Raw genomic sequence first — 20,761 nt, 5'->3', positions numbered from 1 at the left:
CGGACAGGGGGCACGGATGGGCAGGTGGCTCACGCGCGCGGCGGACGGACTCTATCGCTGGTCCGGTGCTGCCGCGTTGACGTCACGTGTCCGCATTGTCATAACCTGTCTCGTCGTCACCGCGGTCCTGGTCGCCGGCGTCGGCGCGATCTTCGGGGTACGCGACGGTGACCTCGGCCAGTTCGGACTGCTCATCTGCCTGATCACGCTGGCCCACCTGTTCGGCCTGCGGATGCGGGTCGGCTCCACGACCATCGACGTCGACTGGGGCGAGGCCGCGCTGATCGTCGGCTTCATCCTGGTGCCGGTGTCCTGGATCCCCGCCGCCGCCGGGATCGGCGTGCTGCTGGCCAAACCCGTGGTGTCGCTGATCTCCGGCAACCGCACCAGTCCGATGGAGACGGTGCGGGCCGCGGCGTCGCTGACCCTGTCCGCGGCGCTCGCCGCCCTGGTGGTGTGGGCCGGTGGCGTGGCGGTGGTGCCGATGTCGGCGCAGGCCGCCGCCGTGGTCGTGCTGGCCGCCCTGATCTACCTGCTCAGCAGTGCCGTGCTGCTCGCGGTGCACCTGGCGGTGCGCGACGGGCAGAACATGATCGGCGTCGTCTGGCAGGCCCTGCGCGGCACCCCCGTGATGATCGTCGGCAACGTCGCGCTCGGCCTGGTCGCCGTCCGGCTGTGGGGCAGCAGCTGGCTGTGGGTCCTGCCGCCGCTGCTGTGGCTGCTGCACCAGCTCTACGTGCACCGGGTCCACGAGGACGAGGAGCGCCGCACCTGGCGGGCGTTCGCGCTGGCCAGCCGCTCGCTGCACCGGCTGGACGAGCTGGCCGTGGCCCAGGAGGGCCTGCAGGCGGCCCGGTCCCTGTTCCCGGTGCGGGCGGTGGAGCTCACCGTGCTCGGCTCGCAGACCCGGTACCGCAGCGGACTGCGTACCGGGGAAGAGGTCCTGGTCGAGTCGGTGTCGGAGACGCCGCCCGCCGACGCCGGCCGCGCCGCCCCGGCGGTGACCCGGGTGCTGGAGGTGGCCGGTGGCCGGGTGGGCGTGCTCACCCTGCGGCTGCTGCGCCAGCGCGCCTGGGGCCCCAACGACCAGCACCGGCTCGCCGTGTTCGGCGACGCCCTGGCCGCCGCCCTGCACGACGCCGCCACCCACAGCGCCCTGCGCGAGCTGCGCGAACGCACCATGTACGAGTCCCATCACGACCCGCTGACCCGGCTGCTCAACCGTGACGCGCTGATGGACCGCGGCGACGCGGTGCTGCGCGGCCTCGACGCCCGCATCCCGGTCGCCCTGCTGCTGCTCGACATGGACCACTTCAAAGAGGTCAACGACACCCTGGGCCACCTCGCCGGGGACGAGCTGCTGCAGACGGCCGCGTCCCGGCTGTCGGCCGACGTCGGCCACGGCGAGCTGCTGGCCCGGCTCGGCGGCGACGAGTTCGCGCTGCTGGTCACCGACCTGCCCGGCCTGTCCGCCGAGCACGACGAGGCCGACCGGCTCAGTGCGGCGAACCTGGTCGCCCAGCGCCGGGCGCGGATGCTGACCGCGGCGCTGGCCAGCCCCACCGAGGTCGCCGGGGTGACGCTGTCGGCCGAGGTCTCGGTCGGGGTGGCTGTGGCGACCGCGGGCGAGTTCGACCTCACCGAGCTGCTGCGCCGCGCCGACGTGGCGCTCTACCAGGCGAAGGAGTCGGGGTCGCGGGTCGCCGCGTACGACCCGCACCGCGACCGGACCAGCACCGACCGCCTCGCGCTGGTCGCCGAGCTGCGTGCCGCGCTGGCCGCCGACGACCAGCTCCACCTGGTCATGCAGCCCGCGGTCGAGCTGGACACGGGCGCGCCGTCCGGGGTCGAGGCGCTGATCCGCTGGCACCACCCGCGCCGCGGCCTGCTGCTGCCCAAGCACTTCGTCCGCGCCGTCGAGGCCAGCGACCTGCTCGGCCGGTTCACCCGGCACGTGCTCGACCAGGCCCTGACGCTGGCCGCGCAGTGGCAGCGCGAGGGCCTGGACGTGCCCGTCGCGGTGAACCTGTCCCCGCGCAGCCTGCTCGACCCGCAACTGCCCAACGACGTCGACGAGCTGCTGCGCAGGCACGGCATACCGGCTGCCAAGCTGGTCCTGGAGATCACCGAGACGGTGGTGCTCAGCCCGCTGCCGATCACCGACCAGGTGCTGCGGGAACTGCGCGGCCTCGGCGTGCGGTTCGCCGTCGACGACTTCGGCACCGGCTTCTCGTCCCTGACCTTCCTCACCCGGATCGCGGTCGACGAGCTGAAGGTGGACCGCACCTTCGTCGGCCGGATGGCAGAGTCGCGGCAGGCGGCCGCGATCGTGCAGGCGGTCGTCGACCTGGGCCGCCAGCTCGGCCTGCGGGTGGTCGCCGAGGGCGTCGAAACCGCCGACCAGCGCATCGCCCTGCGCCGCCTCGGCTGCGACGCGGGCCAGGGCTTCTACTTCTCCCATCCGCTCCCCGCCGACGAGATCACCGAAGCCCTCCACACCCTCTCCCGCGCCGCCCGCCCCGTCCGCCCCCTCCGCGCCCGCCCCCACCCCGCCTGACCCCCGCCCCTCGGGCCCTCCGGCCTCGCCCCTGCCGGGCCGCCGTCTCCTCCGCCGCAACTCTTAAAGAGTCGCGCCATCCGCGCGCCCCTAGGCCGCGACTCTTTAAAAGTTGCGGCGGGGGATCGGGTGTGGTCGTGGGTCGTCGAGAGTGGGGGGCGATTGAGGGTGGGCTATTTGGGGGGATGGGGCAGGGTGTGGGCGATATCGTGATCACGTGTCGGTGCAGACCAGTGAGGTCGATCCTTTCTCGGTCCTGTGCTGCCTCGCGATCATCGTGCTGGGCGTGATCCTGGCGCTGACGGTGGCCAGGCGGCGCGGGAAGCGCGACCAGGGGCGGGCGCAGGCGACCGCGCAGCAGGCCGGTCCGGTCGACCCGTTCGCCGCGTACGACACCACCCAGCTGAACACGTACGCCAACGGGCAGCTGGTGGCCGTGGACAACGCGGTGCGCACCAGTGAGCAGGAACTCGGCTTCGCCACCGCCCAGTACGGTGCGCCGGCGGTGACCTCGTTCGCCGCCGCGGTGGCCGCCGCGAAGGAGGACCTGGGCGCGGCGTTCCGGATCCGGCACCAGCTCGACGACGAGATCCCGGAGGACGACGAGACCAAGCGGCGGCTGCTGCGTGAGATCGTCGACAGGTGCGCCGCCGTGGACCGCAGGCTGGACGCCGAGGCGGGCGCGTTCGAGAAACTGCGCGCGATGAGCGCCAACGCCGAGGAACTCGGCCAGTCCCTGCTGGCCCGCGCCCGCGAGCTGCGCGACCGGCTTCCCGGCGCGCAGGCCACGCTGACCCGGCTCACCGACCGGTACACCGACGGCGCGCTCATCCCGGTGGCGGGCAACGTCTCCGAGACCGTCGCGCGGCTCGACTTCGCCGACGAGCAGCTCCGGCAGTCCGCTGCCGACGTGGCCGCGGGCGACCGGGGCAAGGCGGCGCTCGCGCTGCGCGGGGCGGAGCAGGCCGTCGGCCAGGCGGGCAGTCTGCTGGACGCGCTCGCCAAGAACGCTGCCGACCTCGACACGGCCGGGCAGAACGTGACCGGCCTGCTGGACGAGATGCTGGGCGAGGTCGCCGCGGGTAAAGCCGCCATGCAGGCGTCGGGCGGCGCGGGCGGCGCCGACCAGATGAACCTCGCGGCCGCGGTCGCCCGCGCCGACCAGGTCGCCGGGGACGTACGCACCCAGCTCGCCAACCCCCGAACCGACCCCCTGGGCATGATGCGCCGTCTGGAGGCCGCGGCGTCCGGCCTGGCCGAAGCCATGGGTGGCGTACGCGACGCCGCCAACCGCACCGAACAGGCCCGCCGCCAGCTCGACCAGGCCCTGCACGCGGCCCGCGCCGCCGTGGACTCCGCGACCGGCTACATCACCACCCGGCGCGGCGCGGTCGGCTCGACCGCGCGGACCCGGCTCTCCGAGGCGCACACGCTGCTGGACCGCGCCGAGAGCGGCGGTGACCCGGTCGCCGCGCTCGCCGCCGCCGAACGCGCCCACGACCTCGCCGCGCAGGCCATGGACTCGGCCCGCGACGACATCGAGCGCTGGCAGTTCCCGTCCGGCTACGGCGGCCAGATGGGCGGCGGCCGCGTGATCATCGGCGGTCCGGGCGGCTTCGGCACGGCGGCCGCGGGCGGCATGGGCGGGGCCGTGCTCGGCGGCATCCTGCTCGACAGCATGCTCGGCGGAGGCGGCATGGGCGGCTTCCGCCTCGGCCTGACCAGCGACGCGAACCAGTCCGACGGCGGCGCGACCACCCCCGGCGCACCGCCCGTCCAGGGCCGTTTCGGCGGCCCCAGCACGTGGATGAGACCGGAGAAATCATGACAGGGGGAAATTGATCATGGCGGCACAGTCGATCCTCGGGCGGATCACCCAGATGGCCCGCGCCAACATCCACGCCATCCTCGACGACGTCGAGGACCCGCAGCAGATGCTCGACCAGATGGTGCGCGACTACACCGCGAACATCAGCGAGGCCGAGAACGCCGTGGCGCAGACCATCGGCAACCTGCGCCTGCTGGAGGCCGACTCGGCGGAGGCGACGAAGAACGCCGCCGAATGGCAGGTCAAGGCCCAGGCGGCCAGCGCGAAGGCCGACCAGGTGCGGGCGAGCAACCCCGCCGACGGCGACAAGTTCGACAACCTGGCCCGGATCGCGATCGGCAAACAGATCGCGTACGAGAACGACGTCAAGAGCTTCGGCCCGATGATCGCCGAGCAGACGCAGGTCACCGAGCAGCTCAAGCAGGGGGTCACCCAGATGCGCGGCAAGCTCGACGAGCTGCGCCGCAAGCGCGACGAGCTGGTCGGCCGCGCCAAGGTCACCGAGGCGCGGGGCCGGGTGCAGGCCTCGGCCCAGAGCATCGACGCGCTCGACCCGAGCAGCGAGATCAGCCGGTTCGAGGAGATGGTGCGCCGCGAGGAGGCCCGCCTCAAGGGCCACGATGAACTCCAGGCCTCCAGCGTGGACGCCCAGTTCGAGGAGCTCAACGCCTCCGCCCGCGACAAGGAGATCGAGTCCCGCCTGGCCGCCATGAAGTCCGGCCGCTGACCGTTCACCCGTCAGGTGGCTGCCGGGACGTCAGCGGCCGCTGAACGGTCTGCCGGTGTGGACGAGGGTGTGCCAGAGCTGTTTGACGTACTGGAGGAGGTCGTCGGGGGTGCCGTGCTGGGCCCAGGAGTGCGGGTTGTGGAGCATGTCGGCGGCGGCGCGGCCGATGAGTTCGGCGTCGAAGGTGCCGCGCGGGGCTGCGTACCGTCGGCAGAGGTCTGTGGCCAGGGGTGGGATCGCCGGGCCGCGGAAGTCGGGGCCGACCTCGGCGGCCGTCAGTTCGAAGCCCGCGTGCCACTCCAGGCCGATGCCGAGCCGGGCGGCCAGCTCCGCGAGCAGGTCGCCGTCGGGGGTGCCACGGAAGCTCGGGTCGAGCACCAGCGCCTCGGCGTCGGCGGCCAGGTCGACCGGGCCGTGGACCTGTACTTCGAGGTAGTCGTCCAGGGCGCGGCCGTGCTCGGCGGAGGCCGCCGAGGCGAGTCCGCGCAGCACCGCGAGCGGGTCGGCGCCGGGGCGGCCCAGCGTCACCCCGGTCTCGCGGGCGCGTTCGACCAGGCCCGCCAGCACCGTTTCGAAGGCGGCGAGCGTGCCGACGTCGGCGGGGCCGAGGTGGCTGTCGCCGACGGTGACCGTGCAGCGGGGGTTCACCGAGGGGCGCAGCCTGACGTGGCAGGAACCGAACCGGGGGCATGCGCCGTCGGGGTGGCCGAGCAGGTTCAGGCCGCCGTAGAGCGGGCGTTCGGTGAGCGGCGTGCCGGGGGACTGGTAGGCCCCGCCGAACAGCGACTCCTCCCAGCGGTCGCGGTCGCCGTGCAGGAAGGCGGTGCGGCTGCCGTTGGAGACGCCGGTCTCGAACTGGCTCCGGTAGCGGCCGTCGGCGGCCATCGACGCGGCGACGGTACGCCCGTCGGCCAGCAGCCGGTCCGGGTGGAAGTTCAGGGTGACCCGCCCGTGCGCGGCGGCGGCCGCCACGAGCGCGGCCAGATCCGGCACGTCGCCGAGCCGCTCCAGCGCCCGAGCCCGCTGCCGCGTCGCGACGGCGGTCACGTGCGCGAGCGCCGCCCGCTGTGCCGCCGTCAGATCAGTCCGCGTACCCGGCAGCCCTGTCATGCCCGCGACCTCATCACACGGCCCGCACCGCCGGCAACGTGGTTACGGATGGGTCGCGATGATCGCCGTTTCGGGTCAGAACCTGGGGTTGAACGCAAGGTTCTGACCTGAAACGACGATCATCGCCACGTAGGCGAGAAGGCCCGACAAATGGGGCAGCGGGGTAGGGGGCGGGGCGTTGTGAGAGGGTGGGACGTGTGAACCGACTCGGGGACGCGACCTCGCCGTATCTGCTGCAGCACGCTGACAACCCGGTGCACTGGTGGCCGTGGAGTGATGAGGCGTTCGCGGAGGCCAAGCGCCGTGACGTGCCGGTGCTGATCTCCGTCGGCTACGCCGCGTGCCACTGGTGTCATGTGATGGCGCACGAGTCGTTCGAGGACGCCGCCGTCGGTGACCTGGTCAACGAGCACTTCGTGGCTATCAAGGTGGATCGCGAGGAACGCCCGGACGTGGACGCGGTCTACATGTCGGCGACGCAGGCGATGACGGGGCAGGGCGGCTGGCCGATGACGGTGTTCGCCGCGCCCGACGGCAAGCCGTTCCTGTGCGGCACGTACTACCCGAAGGCGCAGTTCACGCGCCTGCTGGAGGCGGTCACCGAGGCCTGGCGCGACCAGCGTACGCAGGTGTTGGAGCAGGGCGAGGCGGTGGTCGAGGCGATCGCGCGCAACCCGATCGAGGGCGGCGGCGAGATCACCAAGGAGCTGCTGGACCACGCGGTGGAGCGGCTGCGGGCCGACTACGACAGCGTGCGCGGCGGTTTCGGTGGGGCGCCCAAGTTTCCGCCGCACATGCTGATGCTGTTCCTGCTGCGCCACCACCAGCGGGCCAAGGACGCCGACGCGCTGGAGCTGGTGCGGCACACCGGCGAGGCGATGGCCCGCGGCGGCATCTACGACCAGCTCGGCGGGGGCTTCCACCGGTACGCGGTGGACGCGACCTGGACGGTGCCGCACTTCGAGAAGATGCTGTACGACAACGCGCTGCTGCTGCGCGTCTACAACGAGATCTGGCGGCTGACCGCCGACCCGCTGGCCCAGCGGATCGCCACCGAGACGGCGATGTTCCTGGTCAACGACCTGCAGACGGCCGAGGGCGGGTTCGCTTCGGCGCTCGACGCCGACACCGAGGGCGTGGAGGGCACCACGTACTCGTGGACCCCGGCGCAGCTGGTCGAGGTGCTGGGGGAGGACGACGCGGGGTTCGCGGCGGACCTGTTCGGAGTGACCGAGGCGGGCACCTTCGAGCACGGCGCGTCGGTGCTGGTGCTCAAGCGCGACATCGACGACGTGGCCCCCGAGGTGCAGCAGCGCTGGGAGCGGGTGCGCGGGCTGATGATGGCCACGCGCCGGGAACGTCCGCAGCCGATGCGCGACGACAAGGTGGTCGCGGCCTGGAACGGGCTGGCGATCACCGCGCTGTGCGAGTTCTGGCGCAACTACACCGAGGTCGGCGATGTGGCCGACGTCGAGAACGTGGACTTCCGCGCGATCGCGGTCGAGGCGGGCGAGTTGCTGCTGAACTCGCATGTCGTGGACGGGCGGCTGCGCCGGGTGTCGCGGGACGGGATCGTCGGGCAGCCTGCGGGCGTGCTGGAGGACTACGGCTGCGTGGCCGAGGCGTTCTGTGCGCTGCACCAGGTCACCGGCGACGGGCGCTGGCTGGCGGCGGCCGGTGCGCTGGTCGACGCGGCGGCCGAGCGGTTCCGGGACGGGCAGGGCGGGTTCCACGACACCGCCGACGACGCGGAGCGGCTGGTGATCCGGCCCGCCGACCCGACCGACAACGCCACCCCTTCAGGGTTGTCGTCGCTGGTCAACGCGCTGCTGAGCTATTCGGCGCTGAGCGGGGAGCCGCGCTGGCACGAGATGGCCGAGCGGGCGCTGTCCACGATCGTGCCGCTGCTGGCGGGGCACCCCCGGTTCGCCGGGTATGCCGCGTCGGCGGCGGAGGCGCTGCTGTCGGGGCCGTACGAGATCGCGATCGCGACCACGGACCCGGAGACCGATCCGCTGCTGCTGACCGCGATCGAACACGCGCCACCCGGAGCGGTGATCGTGGCGGGTCACCCGGACGCGCCGGGCGTGCCGCTGCTGGCGGGCCGGACGATGGTCGGTGACCAGCCCACGGCGTACGTCTGCCGGGGGTTCGTCTGTGACCGTCCGGTGACGACGACTGTCGAACTGACGACAATTCTCACCTGATAGCACGATTTGAACGGCTAAACGGACAATCCTGGCTAGGCTGAGGTTTCCCCCGACGACCGTGGCGTGCTCGACGCTGCTCCGCAGCGCGACGCCACCGTCGCTCAGCCTTCCCTGAGGAGATGGTCGCGTGGCCGGTCTCGCCGCTCTGCTGAGCTTCGGCTCCGATCGCAAGTCCACCGACACGCTCACCGCCCTGTCCCGCGCGCTCGTCCCGCGAGGCTCGGAGGAGGCGCGTGGCATCTGCGGTTCGGCGAAACTCCTGATCAGGGCCGCGATGCCGATCGTGCACCGGCTGGACACCACCACGCTGATCGTCGACGGCATCGTCGAGCTGAGCACCCTGGCCCACCGGTACGCCGACCGTGGACCGCTGGGGCTCGTCAGCGGACCCGACCCGTACACCCTGATCATGGCCGACCCCGACGGCCTGGTGCTGGCCCGCAACGGCGACGGGCCGCCGCTCTACTACGCCCGCTGCCGGGGCGCGGTGCTGGTCGCCAGCGAGCCCGCCGCCCTGCTGGCCGCCGGGGTCCCCGCGCGGCCCGATCCGGAGACCGTCGCCCGGTTCCTGGCCGTCGGCAGCTGCGACGAGGGCGCGGCCACCTTCTTCGACGGCATCCGGCGGGTGCTGCCGAACCAGGTCGTGGAGATCTCCGCCGGGCACACCGACGGCTGGCTGGTCCGCGCGCACCCGCCGGTCCGGCACCGGGGCCACCCGGTCACCGGCCGGATGGCGCTGCTCGGCGCGGTCGGCGAGGGACGGCTCGGGGTGCTGCTCGGCCCCGGCCTGCCCGGCGCGGCGGTGCTCGGCGCGGCGCTGTCCGAACGCGCCGAGCCGCGCGGGCTGCCGGTGTACTCGGTGAACTTCCCCGGGCTGCCCGCGGACTCGTCGGCGTACGCGTCGGCGCTGCTCGGGCCGCTGCCCGACAACCACGTACGGCACAAGGCGCTGCCGTTCTTCGCCGACGAGATCGACGTCGACGGCTTCCTCACCGACGTCGGCGAGCCCATGCCCGACCTGTCCAGCTACCTGGCCTGGGCGGTGGCGCGGGCGACCGGCGGGGAGGTCGACGCGCTGCTCGGGGCGGGCGGCTGGAGCGGGCCGGTCGGGCACCTGCCCCGCCTGGCCGACCGGGTCGCCAGCCGGTACGGCGTCGCGCTGCGGTTCCCGTACCGGGACCTGGAGACCACCGACGAGGCGCTGCGCGCCGAGCTGCGCGGCCTGGCCGAGCGCACCCTGCCGCCGGTCTCGTTGCGGGCCGCCGCGACCGCCCCGGCCGCCGCGACGCTGGAGCCGCCACTGCGGGAGATCATGCTGCGGCTGCGTGCCGAGACGATCAGCGCCCTGCTGTATCCGCGCCACGGCGGCACCGACCACGAAGGCCTGGCCGTCATGCAGCACCTGCCGACGGCCGGCGAGGCCGAGGTGGCCCGCCTGTGGCGGCGCTACCTGCTGGAGCGCTGGCTGACCACGGTGCTCGCGCCCTACGAGCGCACCCCCGACGTGCCCGCGTCGCGCCCTGCCCCCGGCCCGGTCGTCATCACCGCCGCGGGGCAGGACTGGACCACACACGCCCTGGTCACCGAGCCCATCACCGCCGGGGACCGGTTCGCCGACAAGTTCGCCTGGTACGTCGCCGAGTTCGCCCACGGCGCGGACAAGGGCTCCCGGCAGGCGCTGCGGCGGCCCTGGCACCTGCTGGTCGCCGCGAAACCCGTCGCCGTGGCCCAGGGCCTGTCCCGCGCCATCTGGGAGATCGAACCCGGCTCGTACGCCCGCGCGCTGGTGCGGCTTGCCGGGCCCGCCGTCGGTCTCGCCGACCCGTGGAGCATGCAGGTGGCGCTCGACCACGGCGGCCGGTCCCGGCTCGGGCTGGCCGTTCTGTGCGCCCGGCTGGGCCGCCGGGTCTGGTCCGAGCGCATCGCCGGGCCGCTGGTCCGCTCGGTGTGCCCGCCCCGCGAGCAGGCCTGCCCGCCCGCGCACCTGGCCGTGGTGCCGCCGCCAGGCGACGCCGACCGGGTCGCCGAGCAGATCGTCGCGGCGCTGCGCAAGACCCTGCCCGACGACGTGTACGCCATGCTGGCCGGCTGCGCCGTCGTCGGCGCGGGCGACGGCGGTATGCGACTGCTGGGCTGGTCACAGCCCGGTGAGCCGCCCGCCGGGCTGCTGGAGCGGCTGTGCGAGCGCAACCCGTTCGGTCAGGGCGACGAGCGCACCCCGCTGGTGCTCGCGCTGTCCGCGCAGCGGCGCGTGGCGCAGTCCACTGGCCGCAAGGGCGCGAAAGCTTCCGCACGTCGGCGCTGATTAGACTCCATGCCGATGGACACACGCACCGGCCTCCCTGTCGTCGGCATGATCGGCGGCGGCCAGCTCGCCCGTATGACCCACCAGGCGGCGATAGCCCTCGGCCAGTCCCTGCGGGTGCTGGCCAACGACGTCGACGAGTCCGCGGCCCTGGTCGCGGCCGACGTCCAGCTGGGCAGCCACACCGACCTGGACGCGCTGCGCACCTTCGCCAAGTCGTGCGACGTGGTCACCTTCGACCACGAGCACGTGCCCGGCGAACACATCCGTGCCCTGGTCGCGGCGGGCCACAAGGTCTTCCCCGGGGCTGACGCGCTCCAGTACGCCCAGGACAAGCACCTGATGCGCCGCAGGCTGTCGGAGCTGGGTGCGCCGGTGCCTCGCTGGGCGCCGATCGCGACGGCCGAGGAGCTGGTCGCGTTCGGGCTGCCCGCGGTCGTGAAGACGGCCCGTGGCGGATACGACGGGCGCGGGGTGTTCGTCGTCAACGACGTCGAGGAGATCATCGACCTGCTGGCCAGCGGGGCCGAGCTGATCGTCGAGGAGAAGGTCGCGCTGCGCCGCGAGCTGGCTGTGCAGGTCGCCCGCTCACCGTACGGGCAGGTCGCGGTGTATCCGGTCGTCGAGACGGTGCAGCAGGACGGCATCTGCGTCGAGGTGCTCGCGCCCGCGCCCGGCCTGCCGGAGGACGTCGCGGTCGGGGCCCAGGAGCTGGCCATCCGGATCGCCAACGAGCTGGGTGTGGTCGGGCTGCTGGCCGTCGAGCTGTTCGAGGTCGCGCCGGATACGCCGGGCGAGGCGCCCCGGCTGGTGATCAACGAGCTGGCCATGCGGCCGCACAACTCCGGTCACTGGACCATCGAGGGTGCGCGCACGTCCCAGTTCGAGCAGCACCTGCGCGCGGTCCTGGACTACCCGATGGGGGACACGTCGTTGGCCGCGCCCGCCGTGGTGATGGCCAACGTGCTGGGCGGCCCCGACGGCGGCATGTCCATCGACGAGCGGCTGCACCACCTGATGGCCGCCGAACCCGGCGTCAAGGTGCACCTGTACGGCAAGCAGACCCGGCCCGGCCGCAAGATCGGGCACGTCACGGCGCTCGGCGACGACCTGGCCGACTGCCGCGCCCGCGCGGCCCGCGCCGGGCACTGGCTGACCTACGGAAAGGCTCTCGAATCATGAGCGAGCAGACTCCCGCTCCGCAGGTCGGGATCATCATGGGGTCCGACTCGGACTGGCCCGTGATGAAGCCCGCCGCGGAGGTGCTGGCCGAGTTCGGCGTGAGCTACGAGGTCCGGGTCGTGTCGGCGCACCGTACGCCGCAACTCATGATCGATTATGGGCAGACGGCGGCGGACCGGGGGATCAAGGTCATAATCGCCGGGGCGGGTGGCGCTGCCCACCTTCCCGGCATGGTCGCCAGCGTGACGCCGCTGCCGGTGGTGGGTGTGCCGGTGCCGCTGAAGTACCTCGACGGCATGGACTCGCTGATGTCCATCGTGCAGATGCCCGCGGGCATCCCCGTCGCCACGGTCTCCATCGCGGGCGGCCGCAACGCGGGCCTGCTCGCGGCCCGCATCCTCGGCGCCCACGACGCCACCCTGCGCGCCAGGCTCACCGACTACGCCCACAGCCTCACCGAACTCGTCGCCCAGAAGGACGCCGCCCTCCAGGCGACCCTCTGACCACCCCACCCCCCACCTGCCGCAACTCTTAAAGAGTCGCGGTCGACGAGCCAGCCGAAGGCGCAACTCTTTAAGAGTTGCGCCAAGGGCTGAGTCGGGCGGCGGGGTGGGCGGGGTGGGGTGGGGCGGGGGTCAGCGGAGTTGTTTGTAGCGGTCGGCGGCTTGGCGGCGGCGTTCGGAGTTGGCGCCGAGGACGATGAGGACGATGCCGCCGACGAGTACGCCTAGCCAGGTGGTGCCGACCAGGGTCAGGGCGTGCAGGGCCGCGATGACGGTGACCGCCGTGCCGATGGCGACCGGGGCCTGCTGGCCGTAGCGGGAGCCGACGACCAGGGTGAGGATGGCCGCGACCAGGAGGCCGACCTCGCGGATCGGGTTGGTGTCGGTGACCAGGACGACGACCACGGTCGGGCCGAAGCCCGCGATCAGCGCCGGTCCGTACGCGGCCCAACTGCCCAGCTGCGGTCGCTGGCGCAGTTCCAGCAGCCCGACGGCGAGCGCGAGCAGCGCGAACGGCAGCGTGTACGCCTCGGGCAGCGCGACGTCGGCGCTGCGCATGATGAGCCACCACGCGGCGATCTCGCTGGCCGCGGCGGCCCAGAACAGCACCCGACGCTGTGTCGGGGGCCGTCCGGCCCGGGTCGCGGCGATGCCGAGCACCGCGCCCCAGCCGACGAGCAGCGCGGCGGCCTGCGACGGGGCGCGTACGGCCAGGGCCAGCGCGATCACCCCGGCGGTGTACCCGGCCCACTCGACGGCGCTGGCCTCGCGCAGCGCCTCGGGGCGGGTGAACCGGGGGTGCAGCGCCGCGCCGACGATCAGGATCGCGCCGACGGCCAGCACGCCGAACGCCGCCCACTCGGGCTTCGCGCCGATGCGCAGGCTCACGGTCAGCACGAACAGCTGCGCGGCCAGCGCCGCGCCGAGCCAGCCGAGGATACGGGCGCGCTGGCTCTTGCCGCCGAGCGCGGCGACCGCCCCGACGGCGACCGCGCCGCCGAACGTGAAGATGGTCAGGCTCGGTGTGGCGAGGGCTCCGGCCAGGCCCGCGCCGCCCGCGATCAGGCCGAGCAGCAGCACCGCGACCCGAGCGGCCCGGACGGGGCGGTCGACGTCGTCGCCGGACGGCGGTTCGGTGAGCGCGACGCTGAGCATGCAGACCGTGAACACGCCGAGCCCGGCGAGCACGCTCGCGGGCCAGGCCAGCCCGAGCCCGGCGGGGGCGATCAGCAGCGTGACCGCCGCGCCGGGAACCACGACGGACACGGCCCGGGTGGGGCCGCCGCCGAAGCCGACCGCGGCGATGCCCGCGGCCATGGTGAGCAGTACGGCGGTCAGCACCGCGGCGACGTCGGTGGCGATCGCGGTGGCGGCGGGCGGGCCCTGCCAGATCGCGTTCATGCTGTCGTAGGGGCGGACCAGCGCGGTGTGCAGCGCGGGCGCGAGCGAGGCGAGGGCGATGAACGCGGGCGCGGCTGCCGCGGCGGCGGCCATCGCACCCGGGTACGACGGGAGGCGGCGGCTGCGCTCGATCAGCTCCTGGCGGGTGTCGAACCCGACGCGCCAGCGCTGCGGCCCCTCCCGTGGGATCCGGCGGGGCTTGGGCACGGCGACCCGTTCGGGGGTGAGGCCGAGCTGGTCGCGGGTTGTGGTGCGGAGCAGTTCGGCGAGCACCACGAGCAGCACGGCCGCGGCGGCGTACACCCCGGCGGGGTGGCCGTTGACGAGCGCGAGCAGGGCGATCAGCGTGCCGGAGATGGCCACGCCGACGGTGCCCCAGCCCAGGTACGGCGCGGCGGGCCGCCGGGCCGCGGCCAGCGCCGCGAGTCCGATGCTGACCCCGCCGAGCGCGGCGGTCAGCAGCACCTCGGGTTCCTTGCCGGCGGTCGCGGCGAAAGCGGCCAGCGCGGCGGGCCCGGCCAGCAGCACCGCGAGCATTCCCGCGCCGCCGAGCACGTCGAGATGCGCGGGCGGCTCCGCCTCGGCCTGGACGGCCTGCTGGGTCATCAGCGCCGACATGAGCACCAGCGCCGCCCCGACCAGGGCGATCATGCCGAGCGCGGCGGCGGTCGTCCACGGGCGCACCAGGCTCGCGCCGAGCGCGTGCAGCGCGACCGCGGTCGCCACGGCCAGCCGGGTGTATCCGGCCCGCGCGTCCTGCGCCACGGCCGCCGCCAGGGCATATCCGGTGGCGATGGTCAGGCCCAGCACGATCGGCGCCCACCAGGGCCAGCCGAGCGCGGCCGGTGCGCCGACGGTGGCCAGGATCGCGGCGATCGCGGCGGCCTGGTGGCTGCGCGGCGGCGGCAGCACCACGGCCGCGGCGATGGCCAGCACGACCAGCGCGGCGGGGGCCTGCCAGCCGAACTCGACGCCGCCGCCGACCGGGGCCAGGTCGGCCGCCCACAGCTCGCCGGGCAGCGCGAGCGCCTTGATGCCGCCCGCCAGGGCCGGGTAACCGGCGATGAGCACGAGGATGCCGCCCGCCACCGCGCTGCCCGCGACGGGGCCGCGGCGCAGGTCCTGCGGCAGCAGCCGGACGGCGACCCCGACCGCGAGCACCAGCAGCGCCGACAGCACCAGCCAGTACGCCGGGGCGACCAGGTGGGCGACGCGGGCGAGAGCGGCGATCAGCGCGGCGGTGACGGCCGCGGCGGCGAAGTCCGCACCGTCGAGGGCCCGGTCGGCCCGGCGTCCGGAGTCGATGGACGGGGCCAGGGCCAGCAGGATCGCCGAGATGAGCAGCAGCGCGCCCAGCCCCGCGTCGAGCACCCCGGCTCCGGCGGTGCCGAACGCGGCACCGGCCACGACCAGCGCGCCCAGGCCCGCGCCGAGCGAGAGCGGGGTGCCGATGCGGCGGTGCGCGACCAGCCGGGCCGCGACCAGCGCGAGGGTGGCGGCACAGGCGAGGAACGCGGCCGCGAGCGCGACCTGCTCCCCGGCCGCCGGGAACACGGTGAGCACGCCGGTGCCGACCGCGATCGGCGCGGCGAACGCGGCGGCTCCGGCGGCGGCGTCGCCGAGCAGCACGGTCGCCGGTGGCGCGGGCAGCACCCGTTGCGCGCCCGCGAGCAGCACACCCGCCAGGGTGTAAGCGACCATCAGTCCCGCCGTGGACCAGGTGTGCGCCAGCGCGACCCCGACCGCGGTGGCGCCGACCAGGAAAGCGGCGATCAGGTGGGCGCGGGCCGCGCGTGGGGTGGCCGCGGCCCAGGGCGCGCCGTCGGCGGAGCCGATGCCCGCGACGCCGATCCCGGCGGCCAGCAGCGCGATCGAGGCGACCGCCAGCAGCCACTGGGTGGCCACCCAGCCCAGGCCCAGCGAGGCCGGGGCGGCCAGCGCGGTGAGCGCCGCGCCCGCCACGACGGTCTCGTGCCGCCAGATCGCGGGCAGCGACAGCGCCGCGGCGATGGTGAGCAGGGCGATCGTGGCGACCAGGGGCCAGCCGGGGTGCCCGGCCCGCTGCGCGATCTCGTTCTCGAACCCGGTGACGTCGGCGCTGCCGAACGGCCAGGCCGCGGCGACCGGCGCGAGCGCCGCGCGCAGGGCGCTGCCTGCGGTGAACAGGCTGATCACGATCAGGGCGAGGGTGGACGCGAGCTGCGGGCCGCGCCGGGTCGCTTCCGGGATCGCGCGTACGCCCAGGCCCGTGATCGCCACGGCGGCGGCGATGACCAGCAGCGCCCGGTCCGGCAGGGCGACCACGGCGACGCGGGCCGCCGAGCCGATGACGGCCAGCACCATCGCCCCGGCGGCGAGTTCGTTGAGCGGCGCGCGGCGCAGCATCAGCGCGCCGACCAGCGCCACCCCGACCGCCAGCAGCAGGGTCGCCGAGGCGCGCAGCACCGACGGCACGGTCGCGGCGGTGAGCAGCGCCGCGACGGCGTACACGGTGGCGGCGGCGATGGCCAGCCCGTGCAGCACCCAGGCCAGTTCCCGCAGCCAGAACGCCGAGCGCCGGGTCGCCGTGACGGCCGTGTCGGGCCGCCGCATGAACGTGGCGAGGCCGTCCGGCAGCCCCGGGGTCCGGGAGGTGGCGGACCGGGCCACGGTCGGTGCGCCGCCGTCGGCCGTCGGGTACTGCCCCGCTGCCTCGGCGTCCTGCTCGGCATCGGCGATGCGTGGATCCGGTGCCGCGGTCGCCGGGGTCGCCAGGCGCGGCGGCGGGACGGGACGGGCGGGAGCGTTGGCGATCTCGACGGCGCGGGCGATGACGGCGTTCTGCGCGGCGACGACGGTCAGCACGACGGCCCAGCCCGCCGGGCCGTGGATCAGCTCGAACAGCAGCAGCGGCAGCACCGGCTGGATGGCGATCACCACCGCGTAGCGCGGGATGGTCAGGCCCGTGGCGCGATGGTAGAGGTAGGCGATGGCGGCGGTCGCGGCGAAGACCAGCCCGGCCACGATCATCAGCGACGTGTCGATCAGGCTCAACTGCGCCAGCAGGTATCCGTCGACCGGCAGCAGGGCGAGGCCGACGGCGGCCAGCGCCTCGGCGGTCGCCGACAGGCCGCCCCGGACCAGGCTCGGCGCGATGCCGAGCAGCAGCGCGGTGGCCAGCGCCAGCACGGTCAGCCGGATGCCGGGCGCGACGTTGCTCAGCGCGACCGCGGCGAACACCACGGCGGCGATGCCGAGCAGCAGCGAACCCAGCGCCAGCATGATGTTCTGCACCGACCGCGCGGAAGCCTCCGGCGGCGGCTCGGGCAGCGGCGCGACCCGCGACCCGCCGTCGCGCCGGGCGGACCCGTCAGGGAACCGCGCCCCGCCGTCTCGCCGCGCGGTGCCGTCCGGCCTTCGCGTGCCGGGCGGCCGGGTGGCGGCACGCGCCGCGTCGCCGGGCCGGGCCGCTCCGTCGCCGGGTGTCGTGGGCCCCTGCCGGGGCACCGTGGCGTCGTCGGGGGCGGCCGTGGTGCCTGAGGTGACCCCGTCCGGGTCCGGTCCGTCAGCGGGCGGCGTGGCGGCCTGCGCGGCGGGGTCCTTCGCACCGGGCGGGCGCGGGATCCAGCGGCGCTGCTTGGGCGCGGCCTTCTTCTGCCGCTGCGCCTCGGCGTGGGCGAGGATGTCGCGCTGGTACAGGGCCGCCTGCAGCTTGCCGCTGAGCTTCTTGCGCTCGCCGGACAGGCGCAGGTCCTCGGCGTTCATGTCGGCGATGGCCTTGTTGAGCCGGGTCACCTCGGCCGCGAGCTGCTCAGGGGTGTTGCCGCAGTGCGGGCAGCGCACCGAGGGATCACGTTCCCGGCCACACATCGAGCACGTGCTGGTGGCCGCGGCCATGGCTAACCTCCGACTCCCAGCACGTCACCAAACGACGACGCGGCGTATGGATCCAGTCAGCAGCAGCATGCCTAATAGGAGTGACCTTTGAAAAGCCCCATTTCAGTCAGCTAGTGGATCGCGGGGACACGCCGCACCGCGCGTGAACGAAAGAGCCCGCCCGCTGTACGCGGACGGGCTCTTATCGGCAGTGCGTCAGACCGTCGGGCGGCCCAGGGCGCGCAGCGTCCAGCCCGCGGATTTCCAGGCGGTCGCGTCGAGGCAGTTGCGGCCGTCGACGATCAGCTTGTTCGCGGCGACCTCGCCGAGGGCCACCGGGTCGGCGTTGCGGAACTCGGCCCACTCGGTGAGCACGCAGACCAGGTCGGCGTCGGCGACGGCGTCCACCATCGACTTGGCGTACTCGACCTCGGGCAGCGCCCGCTTCGCGTTCTCCATGCCCTGCGGGTCGTACACGTGCACGGCGGCACCGGCGCGGGCCAGCATGCCCGCCACGGCGAGCGCCGGCGCGTCGCGTACGTCGTCGGAGTTGGGCTTGAAGGTCGCGCCGAGCACGGCGATGCGCGCGCCGGACAGGTCCGGGCCGGCCGGGCCGAACTTGCGGCCGAGCAGCCCGGCGGCCAGGTTCAGCACCCGCTGGCGGCGGCGCAGGTTGATCAGGTCGACCTCGTGCAGGAAGCGCAGCGCCTCACCGGCGCCCAGCTCCTGGGCGCGGGCCTGGAACGCGCGGATGTCCTTGGGCAGGCAGCCGCCGCCGAAGCCGACGCCCGACTGCAGGAAGCGGTTGCCGATCCGCGGGTCGTAGCCCAGGGCGCGGGCGAGCTGGGTGATGTCGCCACCGGCGACCTCGCAGACCTCGGCCATCGCGTTGATGAACGAGATCTTGGTGGCGAGGAACGAGTTCGCGGCGACCTTGACCAGCTCGGCGGTGGCGAAGTCGGTGGAGACCACCGGCACCTCGCGGTCCTCGGTGGCGGCCAGGTCGAAGACGCCCTTGTGCGCGGCGTGCAGCAGCGAGTTGGACCACTCGGTCTTGGTGGCCACGACGATGCGGTTGGGCCGCATGACGTCGTCGACGGCGAAGCCCTCCTGCAGGAACTCGGGGCTCCAGGCGACCTCGACGGCCAGCTCCGGCCGGGCGTGCTTGGCGACCAGCTGCTCGACCCACTCGGCGGTGCCGACCGGGACGGTGGACTTGCCGACGATCAGGGCCTTGCGGCTCAGGTGCTGGGCCAGGTTGCTGACCGACGCCTCGACGTAGGTCAGGTCGGCGCCCAGGCCGCTGGCGCGCTGCGGCGTGCCCACGCAGATGAAGTGGACGTCGCCGAAGTCGGCCGTCTCCTGGTACGACGTGGTGAACCGCAGGCGGCCCGCGGCCAGGTTGCGGCGCAGCATCTCGTCGAGTCCGGGCTCGTGGAAGGGCACCTCGCCCTTGCTCAGCTTCTCGATCTTGTCTACGTCGACGTCGAAGCCGATGACCTCGTAGCCCAGTTCGGCGTAACAGATGGCGTAGGTGGCTCCCAGGTAACCGGTGCCGATGAAGGTCAGTCGGGGCCGCGCGGCGCCTGACGGCGGGGTGACCGGGGCAGGCTGGCTCGCGTACGGGAGCGTCACGCTTCGTCTCCTAGATCCGCAAGGGGTGGTTGGGTTTCGGGTTTGAGCAGGTGAAGAGCGTACGCCCTGGACCACCCCAAGGAAAGTTTACCGGCAGCCGCTGGACGGCCTTGGCTGATCGAGCGTTAAGCTACCGACCGGTACGCCCATGTGTCGGCAGGTTCAGAGGAGGTCTCGGGTGTTCGCGCTGTACCAGCTCTCCGAGGAGCACGTGGCGATCCGCGAGGCGGTGCGTGAGGTCTGCGACGCCAAGGTCGCCCCGAACGCCGCCCAGGCGGACGAAACGAGCGAGTTCCCGCAGGCCAGCTTCGATGCGCTGCGTGCCTCGGACTTCCACGCCCCGCACATCCCCGAGGAGTACGGCGGGGCCGGTGCGGACGCGCTCGCGACCGCGATCGTCATCGAGGAGGTCGCCCGCGCCTGCGCCTCGTCCTCGCTCATCCCGGCCGTGAACAAACTGGGCACCATGCCGCTGCTGCTGGCCGGATCCGCCCAGCTCAAGCAGCGTTACCTGCCCAAGGTCGCGTCCGGCGAGGGCATGTTCTCCTACTGCCTGTCCGAGCCCGAAGCGGGCAGCGACGCCGCTGCCATGACAACTCGGGCAGTACGTGACGAAGATCACTATATTCTCAACGGCGTGAAGCGCTGGATCACCAACGCCGGCGTCAGCGAGTACTACACCGTCTTCGCCGTCACCGAGCCCGGCATCGGCGCGAAGGGCATCTCCGCGTTCGTCGTCGAGAAGTCCGACCCCGGCGTCAGCTTCGGCGCGCCGGAGAAGAAGCTCGGCATCAAGGGCTCGCCCACCCGCGAGGTGTACCTCGACAACGTGCGCATCCCCGCCGACCGGATGATCGGCGAGCCTGGCACCGGCTTCGCCACCGCCATGCGCACCCTGGACCACACCCGGGTCACCATCGCCGCCCAGGCCATCGGCATCGCCCAGGGCGCGCTGGACGCGGCCCTGGACTACGTCAAGGAGCGCCGCCAGTTCGGCAAGCCGATCGCCGACTTCCAGGGCGTCCAGTTCATGCTCGCCGACATGGGCATGAAGCTGACCGCGGCCCGCGAGCTGACCTACTCCGCCGCCGCCCGCTCCGAGCGCGGCGACGCCGACCTCACCTACTTCGGCGCCGCCGCCAAGTGCTTCGCCTCCGACACCGCCATGGCCGTCACCACCGACGCCGTCCAGCTCCTCGGCGGCTACGGCTACACCAAGGACTTCCCCCTCGAACGCATGATGCGCGACGCCAAGATCACCCAGATCTACGAGGGCACCAACCAGGTCCAGCGCATCGTCATGGCCCGCCAACTCCTCAAGGGCGTCATCTGACGCCCCGCCCGCCCCGCCCGCCCCGCCCGCCCCGCCCTCCTGCGGCAACTCTTAAAAAGTCGCGCCTACCCAGGTCATGGGTAGGCGCGACTTTTTAAGAGTTGCGCAAGGGATG

Annotated in this window: 11 protein-coding genes; 8 read left to right on the top strand and 3 right to left on the bottom strand. The window is 73.6% G+C overall.

From position 1 onward, the window contains the following. Positions 1-76 precede the first annotated feature (76 nt). From HAV40_RS20480 to HAV40_RS20470, 3 genes are all read left to right on the top strand, one after another. Positions 77-2,557 carry a putative bifunctional diguanylate cyclase/phosphodiesterase gene (locus HAV40_RS20480; RefSeq protein ID WP_239085958.1) on the top strand — a complete coding sequence of 827 codons (2,481 nt, stop codon included), beginning with the start codon at positions 77-79 and terminating at the stop codon, positions 2,555-2,557. A 217-nt stretch (positions 2,558-2,774) separates the two neighbouring features. Continuing rightward, positions 2,775-4,385 (top strand): TPM domain-containing protein, encoded by a 1,611-nt coding sequence (locus tag HAV40_RS20475; RefSeq protein WP_166383618.1) that lies wholly within the window; start codon positions 2,775-2,777, stop codon positions 4,383-4,385. Between the two features lie 16 nt (positions 4,386-4,401). Beyond that, a complete protein-coding gene (locus HAV40_RS20470; RefSeq protein ID WP_166383616.1) occupies positions 4,402-5,112 on the top strand; it encodes a PspA/IM30 family protein in 711 nt (236 codons plus the stop codon). A 30-nt stretch (positions 5,113-5,142) separates the two neighbouring features. Here the strand turns inward: HAV40_RS20470 and HAV40_RS20465 are convergent, their stop codons facing one another. Next, positions 5,143-6,222 carry a DUF3626 domain-containing protein gene (locus HAV40_RS20465; protein WP_166383614.1) on the bottom strand — a complete coding sequence of 360 codons (1,080 nt, stop codon included), beginning with the start codon at positions 6,220-6,222 and terminating at the stop codon, positions 5,143-5,145. A 197-nt stretch (positions 6,223-6,419) separates the two neighbouring features. On the opposite strand from HAV40_RS20465, the gene HAV40_RS20460 reads away from it, so the two are divergent. The 4 genes from HAV40_RS20460 to purE all read left to right on the top strand — a co-directional run bounded on the left by HAV40_RS20460 (position 6,420) and on the right by purE (position 12,422). Beyond that, complete coding sequence (locus HAV40_RS20460; protein ID WP_166383612.1) at positions 6,420-8,429, top strand: thioredoxin domain-containing protein; 2,010 nt, start codon at positions 6,420-6,422, stop codon at positions 8,427-8,429. 130 nt (positions 8,430-8,559) lie between these two features. Continuing rightward, positions 8,560-10,737 (top strand): asparagine synthase-related protein, encoded by a 2,178-nt coding sequence (locus HAV40_RS20455; protein ID WP_166383610.1) that lies wholly within the window; start codon positions 8,560-8,562, stop codon positions 10,735-10,737. Between the two features lie 15 nt (positions 10,738-10,752). Further along, positions 10,753-11,919, top strand: a complete 1,167-nt coding sequence (locus HAV40_RS20450; RefSeq protein WP_166383608.1) for a 5-(carboxyamino)imidazole ribonucleotide synthase — start codon at positions 10,753-10,755, stop codon at positions 11,917-11,919. Beyond that, a complete protein-coding gene (gene purE, locus HAV40_RS20445; protein ID WP_166383606.1) occupies positions 11,916-12,422 on the top strand; it encodes a 5-(carboxyamino)imidazole ribonucleotide mutase in 507 nt (168 codons plus the stop codon). Before HAV40_RS20450 ends, purE begins: the two co-directional genes overlap by 4 nt. Before the next feature lie 132 nt (positions 12,423-12,554). On the opposite strand, the gene HAV40_RS20440 is transcribed toward purE, so the two are convergent. Together HAV40_RS20440 and HAV40_RS20435 are read right to left on the bottom strand one after the other, a co-directional pair. Further along, positions 12,555-17,699: an SCO7613 C-terminal domain-containing membrane protein gene (locus tag HAV40_RS20440; RefSeq protein WP_166383604.1), complete on the bottom strand. Its 5,145-nt coding sequence runs from the start codon at positions 17,697-17,699 to the stop codon at positions 12,555-12,557. 195 nt (positions 17,700-17,894) lie between these two features. Further along, complete coding sequence (locus HAV40_RS20435; protein ID WP_409364941.1) at positions 17,895-19,247, bottom strand: UDP-glucose dehydrogenase family protein; 1,353 nt, start codon at positions 19,245-19,247, stop codon at positions 17,895-17,897. A 244-nt stretch (positions 19,248-19,491) separates the two neighbouring features. Between HAV40_RS20435 and HAV40_RS20430 the strand changes: the two genes are divergently transcribed. Beyond that, positions 19,492-20,646, top strand: a complete 1,155-nt coding sequence (locus HAV40_RS20430; RefSeq protein WP_420837236.1) for an acyl-CoA dehydrogenase family protein — start codon at positions 19,492-19,494, stop codon at positions 20,644-20,646. Positions 20,647-20,761 lie beyond the last annotated feature (115 nt).

This window comes from Catellatospora methionotrophica (assembly GCF_011297335.1).
In the GTDB taxonomy this organism is placed as follows: Bacteria; Actinomycetota; Actinomycetes; order Mycobacteriales; family Micromonosporaceae; genus Catellatospora; species Catellatospora methionotrophica.
This window is presented reverse-complemented; position numbering and strand designations above follow the sequence as displayed.

Excerpts from the sequence above, each read along its gene's own strand:
- HAV40_RS20465 (WP_166383614.1), bottom strand. The coding sequence starts at position 6,222 with ATGACAGGGCTGCCGGGTACGCGGACTGATCTGACGGCGGCACAGCGG.
- HAV40_RS20440 (WP_166383604.1), bottom strand. The coding sequence starts at position 17,699 with ATGGCCGCGGCCACCAGCACGTGCTCGATGTGTGGCCGGGAACGTGAT.
- HAV40_RS20450 (WP_166383608.1), top strand. The coding sequence starts at position 10,753 with ATGGACACACGCACCGGCCTCCCTGTCGTCGGCATGATCGGCGGCGGC.
- HAV40_RS20470 (WP_166383616.1), top strand. The coding sequence starts at position 4,402 with ATGGCGGCACAGTCGATCCTCGGGCGGATCACCCAGATGGCCCGCGCC.
- purE (WP_166383606.1), top strand. The coding sequence starts at position 11,916 with ATGAGCGAGCAGACTCCCGCTCCGCAGGTCGGGATCATCATGGGGTCC.